6 protein-coding genes are annotated in these 6,274 nt (G+C 66.5%); 3 read left to right on the top strand and 3 right to left on the bottom strand.

Annotated elements, in window-relative coordinates; genetic code table 11:
• A partial coding sequence (locus U9980_RS19290) for a DUF2867 domain-containing protein (RefSeq protein ID WP_416210325.1) occupies nucleotides 1-1,316 on the bottom strand: 1,316 nt, incomplete at its 3' end.
• 151 nt (nucleotides 1,317-1,467) lie between these two features.
• Nucleotides 1,468-2,583 (bottom strand): lipase family protein, encoded by a 1,116-nt coding sequence (locus U9980_RS19285; protein ID WP_322769203.1) that lies wholly within the window; start codon nucleotides 2,581-2,583, stop codon nucleotides 1,468-1,470.
• 759 nt (nucleotides 2,584-3,342) lie between these two features.
• Between U9980_RS19285 and U9980_RS19280 the strand changes: the two genes are divergently transcribed.
• From U9980_RS19280 to U9980_RS19270, 3 genes are read left to right on the top strand one after another with little or no spacing between them, the layout of a single operon-like run.
• Nucleotides 3,343-3,708: a hypothetical protein gene (locus U9980_RS19280; protein ID WP_322769202.1), complete on the top strand. Its 366-nt coding sequence runs from the start codon at nucleotides 3,343-3,345 to the stop codon at nucleotides 3,706-3,708.
• The gene (locus tag U9980_RS19275; protein ID WP_322769201.1) at nucleotides 3,705-4,346 is read left to right on the top strand and encodes a hypothetical protein; all 642 of its coding nucleotides are present in this window, start codon (nucleotides 3,705-3,707) and stop codon (nucleotides 4,344-4,346) included. Before U9980_RS19280 ends, U9980_RS19275 begins: the two co-directional genes overlap by 4 nt.
• A gap of 40 nt (nucleotides 4,347-4,386) precedes the next feature.
• Nucleotides 4,387-4,521, top strand: a complete 135-nt coding sequence (locus tag U9980_RS19270; protein WP_322769200.1) for a hypothetical protein — start codon at nucleotides 4,387-4,389, stop codon at nucleotides 4,519-4,521.
• On the opposite strand, the gene U9980_RS19265 is transcribed toward U9980_RS19270, so the two are convergent.
• The gene (locus tag U9980_RS19265; protein ID WP_322769199.1) at nucleotides 4,518-5,636 is read right to left on the bottom strand and encodes a glycerophosphodiester phosphodiesterase; all 1,119 of its coding nucleotides are present in this window, start codon (nucleotides 5,634-5,636) and stop codon (nucleotides 4,518-4,520) included. The two genes, U9980_RS19270 and U9980_RS19265, sit on opposite strands and share 4 nt — an antisense overlap.
• Nucleotides 5,637-6,274: the final 638 nt, after the last annotated feature.

Raw genomic sequence — 6,274 nt, 5'->3', positions numbered from 1 at the left:
CCTGTGATGGTGCGGGCCATCCTGCCGAAGACAAGGTTCTGGAAGGGCGCGACAGCCTTCCAGTAAAGGTGGCCGGCCAGTCCGTGCGGTTCGAAGACCGCCCGTTGCCGGTAGAGCGAGCCGCCGGGGGTGGGGGTGGCGGACATCTCGAGCCAGGCGCGGCCGGGCACCGGCATCTCGGCGCGCAGTCGCAGCAGGTGGGGCCGTTGGATGTGTTCCACGCGCCACCGGCCGTGCGTACCGGCGACAGCCTCGATGGCCTGCCACAGCGCCCCCGTATCGGCCCGGGTGCCGCGTTCACGGACGTCCTCGTACACCGTCCCGCCCGACCAGCTCGGGTCGGTGGGTAGTGGGTCCGAGGGTGCGCGCGGCGTCGAGGTGCCCGACCAGCGGGTGGGCACCGCGGCCTCGCGAGTCCTGGCCAGTGCCAGGTCGACGGCCCGCTCGTAGCCCGTCAGCCCGTCGGGCGGGTCCCGGATCTCGTCGGTGATGTCGCGGTCGCGGCAGACCACCTCGTGGATGACGGACTCGATGAGCGGGACGGCGATGCTGCGCGGCACCGGGGTGACCAGGTTGACCCACTGCGCGGACAGCCACGGGGTGAGCAGCGGTACCGGGAGCACCAGGCGCCGCGGCAGGCCTGCGATCTCGGCGTAGCGGTGCATCATGTCCAGGTAGGTGAGGACGTCGGGACCGCCGATGTCGAAACCCCGGTTCACCGTGCCGGGGAGGAGCTCGGCGGTGTGGGCAAGGTAGTGCAGCACGTCGCGTATCGCGATCGGCTGTACGTGGTTGTGCACCCATCGCGGGGTGACCATCACCGGGAGTCGTTCGCTGAGGTAGCGCAACATCTCGAAACTGGCCGATCCGGAGCCGATGATGATCGCTGCCTGCAGGACGACCGTGGGCACACCCGAGTCGAGCAGGATCCGTCCGACCTCCGCCCGGGAGGCCAGATGCGGGGACAGCCGCTGGCCGGTGGGGCTGATGCCGCCCAGATAGACGATCCGTCGCACCCCGGCCGTGCGGGCACAGGTGGCCACGGTGTGGGCGGCGGCGCGGTCCAGCGTGACGAAGTCGCGTTGGTGTAGGGAGTGCACCAGATAGTAGACGACGTCCTGTCCGGCGAGGGCCGTGGCGACGCCGTCGGCGTCGGTGACGTCCGCGGCCACCACGTCGACCTGGTCGCGCCAGGGCACGTCGGCCAGCGTGCCCGGACTGCGGGCCACCGCCCGTACGGCATGCCCCCGGCCCACCAGCTCCGGTACCAGCCGGCCGCCGATGTAGCCGGTCGCTCCCAACACCGCGCATCGCACACCCTGATGCTTCCCCCGCCAGGGCCGGCGGATGTCGCCCAGCGGTGGGTCGGCGCGGGCGGCGGCGGCGGCCGCCCGCCGATCCCTTCATCCCAGGAGCCCGGATACGAACGGGGACGGGTTGGCGTCACCTCAGTGGGCACCCCAGACGTCACCTCAGCATGAAGAGCTGCCTCAGGCGTGCCTGAATGAGCGGTAGGCCGACGGTGGATACATCGTAGTGGCCCGCCCCCTCAAGGACGGCCAGATTGATGTCGTTGCCGTTGGCCACCATCTTGTTGACGGTGTTGTAGGTGACAGAGCTCGGGCTGGTGATGTCATCGGTGCCGTACAGCCAGAGGACCGGGCCCGGCAGCGTTGAGTTCTCGAGCCGCCCCTGGTTCTGGTCGAAAAACCGGGCGTTCTCTGGAAGCGAGTTGGCTGTCTCGCCGTGGATCCCTGGATAAGAGTCCAGGCGATGGGAGGGAGCGGCGTTCAGGTAGTTCTGGATATCATGCCGGACGAGGGCGTTCAGGTCCGGCAGACATGTCTGCCAGTTCTGCTGGTAGAACCTCAACATATTGGGACCGTAGATCTGGGCCGGGTCGACGTGGTAGCCTGCATAACGTTGGGTCTTCGTGAAGTAAATGGTTTCCGCGTTGGCAAAGACCAGCTGGTCGATCTGACGGCCCGTCGGCCCATATCCAGGTTGAGAGGCATCGACGATATCACGCCACAGGACCCTGTTCATGGCGCGAATATCCGGAACCGGGGCGATGGCGATGGCGCCGCGATACTCCAGGTCGGGATCAGCTTTCTTGGCCACGTTGGAATAATAAGCGGCGGCAAGCGATGCGAAACCCCCTTCCGACCACCCGGCCGACACCCATTGCCCGGACAGTTTGCTACCAAGATCTCGTTGCGCGGCGACAGCAGCGAAGATCATCGAATTCCCCGCGCTGGAAAGGTGATAATAGCCGTGGCCGGCCCTGACGCCGTCGGCCACGGGACCCAGTCCTTCGTAGTCCGGAGCGACGACGGCAACGCCCATCGTCAAGACGGCTGCCAGGAGGGTGTCGTTCGGCCCGTCAACCCATGTGTTGTGTTCCTGGAGCTGGACGCTCGGCGCACACTCCGGTGCCCGTCCGACGGTTCCGTGACCCCAGACGACAAGGGGCCAGCCGTGTGGCGGTGGTGACCCGGTGGGAACAAAAAGCATGGCCGTCGCATTGATCTGTTTTCCCTGGATGCCCGGCATGTGGTAGGCGAGCAATGTGCCCGTAGCCACACTGGATATTACCGGGGGCACGTTTCGCAGGGATGTGGGAGTACCGACGACGTCTCCGTCGCCTGTTGTACCCCCGGAGCCGCTGGAGCCCGCCGCGGGCGTGACAAGCCCACCGGTGAGGAACGCAACCAGCAGCAACACGACCGCGGATCTGCGCTGCCGCTGTAGGAACGCCATCCGGCGAAATCTCCGTCGGCCCGACGTCTTCGGGCGGCAGGTGCGGGTGGACGGCCTGTGCGGCGGAGTGTTTTCAGATGTCTCGATCACGTCTAAAACCCACCTTCGTCCTGCCCTGCGGTCACCAGTCAATAGTGATCAATGTCGGTAGGCTTGCGTTCCCTGATAAGGATAGGAAATGCAGTCTGCTTCCGCATGCTGTGAGGCAACTTTCCGTAGCTGTTCATCCACACATGAGTGTGTTCGCGGAGCGCGACGATGCCGGCGGGTGGGGTCGCCCGCTCATGATTGACCCGGCCGGGACCGCGTCGACCCATGACGCGGCGGTGTGGTTCGAGGATCGCGGGTACGCGGGGCCCGAGCACGCACCTCGCCACATCGCTCCCCATCCATCGCTTCGCGATGCACGCACCCCAGCCCCGCTCCTTGATCCACGTCCCTATTGTCGGGCGCTCTAAAAAGCATGATCGCGCGATCGTCGGCCACGGATGGTTTCCCGATATTGCTTCTTGGTAGCGTGCTGGTTAGCCTTCAGGCGTCTGGGGTGGTAACGGTGTGCGCGCCCATGGAAGGGGCAACGAAGTGACGGCGAGTGTCTTCGGATGCGATCCCGAGGTCGCCCGGCAGGTGTCCGGTGAGCTGGCAGACATTCGCGCTGCGCTCTCCTCGCTCGGTGCCGCTTTCGACGGTCTGCATGGTCAGACGGGGTCGGGCGAGGTGGAGACGGCCCTGCATCATTTCGTCAGCCAGTCGTCTGACCGGCGTGAGTCGCTGGACAAGTTGCTGGAGCGGGCGTCCGGCCTGCTGCGTGGCCTGGCAGACGGGGTATCCGCGGCGGATTCCGGCCTCGCCGGAGCGTTGCCGCCGGCGGCACCCACGGTTTTGGTCGCTGCGTCTCCTGACGCCGGCGTGACCGCGTCGCCGGTGGCGGCGGGCGGTGCGGTGTGAGCGGCACCGGCACCGGTGCCCCGAGCTGGTTCACCCTTCGGGTGCCCCGCTCCTGGTTTGAGTTCGACGTGTGGCGCGCCAGCCGTACCGGTGACCTCGCGCGTCTGGTCGACGAGCGGATCGCGCAGTTCCCGCAACTGCGGCCACACCGTGCGGCGCTGCTCAGGCTGCTGCGGGAGGTCGCTGAGCGCGCGGAGCGGCAGGGGGCTGTGTATTGCGCGGCCACAGCCGAACTGGTGGACGGTTCCGACGGTCTGGTGGCCAGTGTGATGGTGTTCCACACCGACGGCATGGCGACCGGCGCGGACAACACGGCCGAGGCGATCGCGGGTCAGATCACCGCGGTGGCACCGACGGATCGGAGCTCTGCGTGGCGTACCGTGACGGTCGTCGAGATGCCAGCCGGCCGGGCTGTGCGTACGCGTGGGGTTGAGCGGTCGGAGCCGGACGGGGTGCCGATCGACGGCGTCATCATGCAGACGCTCATTCCCGTGCCGGACGGTCGCGGTGTACTCAATGTTGTTCTGAGCAGTCCGCATGTTGACATCGCCGAGGAGTTATTCGAGCTGTTCGATGCCGTCAGTGACACGTTGGCGTGGTCGCGGGACCGTCCGGAGCAGTTGTCCACGGCACGTTGAGGTCGCACGGTCATTTCGTCAAAACGCCGGCGTGCTGAACATGGTGGCGAGGTTGGTCGCCGCCACCATGTTCAGCACGTTCCCGCAACGCGGGGAGCTCATCCCCGCTGGAATTACGCCGTGCTGTGCCAGCCAGGACACCAGCCAGGACGCCAGCCAGGACCTGGCCGGCTAGGACTTGAAAGCCTCATTCCGGGCGATGACACCGATGTCGGCCTGGTCGGTGAACAGCCCGTCGATGCCGGCCTTCAGATATGTCACCTGCTCGTCGATCCCCCGACCGAAGTCGCTGAGGTTCGCGCCGCGCCGGTAGTCCACCGGCAGGAAGTTGTTCTCCGCCCGGAAGGTGTACGGGTGCAGTACCAGCCCCGCGGCGTGCGCGTCGGGGACGAGCGAGGTCGGCGTGCCCAGCGTTCCGTCCGCGGCCCGCGGGACGATCTGCGTCTTGTCCGGTCCGATTCCGTTCGCGTAGCTTGCGATCTGTCGCAGGCCGGCCGGCGTGGACAGGTCCGCGTAGGTCCGCGGGTCGCCGGCGTCGATCAGATCGAACGGAGCGCCGCTAGCGCTGAGCAGCTGCACCGAGGGAGCGCGCAGGCCGAGCGTACGCAGCTGGCGCAGGCTCCCCGTCTCGAAGGACTGCACGAACACCGGGGCGCCGCGGTGGTTCAGGCCGTATCGGTTCAGGAGGTCCAGGAGGCGCTGCTCGAGGGGAAGACCGGCTTTCTGGAAGTACGTCGGGTGCTTGGTCTCGGGGTAGACGCCGAGCTCGCGGCCGAGTTCCCGGGACAGGCGCTGGCGTAGCTCGAGCAGCTCGACGAAAGTCGGGACCTCGAACCGGCCGTCGTACATCGTGTTCTCCTGCCGGAAGGCCGGCAGCCGCTCCTTGGCGCGCAGGGTCTTCAGCTCAGCCAGTGTGAAGTCCTCGGTGAACCAGCCGGTGACCGGCGTGCCGTCCAGCACCTTGGTCACCTTGCGGGCGGCGAACTCCGGGTGGTCGGCGACGTCGGTGGTGCCGCCGATCTCCGGCTCGTGCCGGCAGACCAGGACGCCGTCCTTGGTGGGCACGAGGTCGGGTTCCATGAAGTCGGCGCCTATCCGCGCGGCCAGCTCGTACGAGGCGAGGGTGTGTTCAGGGCGGTAGCCCGACGCGCCGCGGTGCCCGATCACCAGCGTCCGATGGCGCTCGTGGCCCCCGAATTCGGCGGCTGACGCCGATGATGTGCCGGTCACCCCGGTAGCGGCGACCAGGGGGGCTGCTGCGATGCCCGCAATCACGGTACGACGGTCCACGAGTCCTCCAGCGCAACGGCGGCGACCCTCGCCGGCGGCGCGCTTGTGCAGCAAACCGATGGGAGAAAACGACGGAATGGACCGCATCTTATCCATCGCTGTCGATCAGCTATCGAGTTGGTGAATCCGCTGACCCTGGCAGTTTTTGATCTTTCCTCAAGATCGCCTGTGTCCATATTTCTGTCGTCGCGGGTTGAAAACTCGGTGACTGCCTGATATTTGTCGGTTGCCATGGTCAGTATTGACCATTATGGCTGTGGTGAGGTGTGGGATAGCCTCGGATTGCGTCCCGGCAATCGGGAACCCGGGCTCCGCGGTTCACGGCCACACGGCGAAGATCGCATAGTTTCAGCTGTGGTGGGTGGATTCTCGTTCATGTTCTCCCGATAGCACTCCAGCCAGACTTTTGTGATCAGTCGAGCTGGTGGTCCTGCCGTCGGCAACGGCTGGTTTTGGTTGTTGTCCTGGCGGCGTCGTCGCCTGGAGCATCGGTCACGTGGTCAGGCTGATTTCACCACGGGGGAGGAGGTCACTTCTTGTCCTCTTCGTCCACGATGTCGGCATAGAGCGACTGGCCCATCGCCGAGCCGAGCCGGCCTTGGCGAGTTCGGTGGTGGCCTCCCGGATGGCGGTGATGG

The sequence above is a fragment of the Protofrankia sp. Cr1 genome (genome assembly GCF_963555865.1).
Lineage (GTDB): Bacteria > Actinomycetota > Actinomycetes > Frankiales > Frankiaceae > Protofrankia.
Note: the sequence above shows the minus strand (reverse complement) of the source record. Positions and strands in the feature narration are given on the sequence as shown.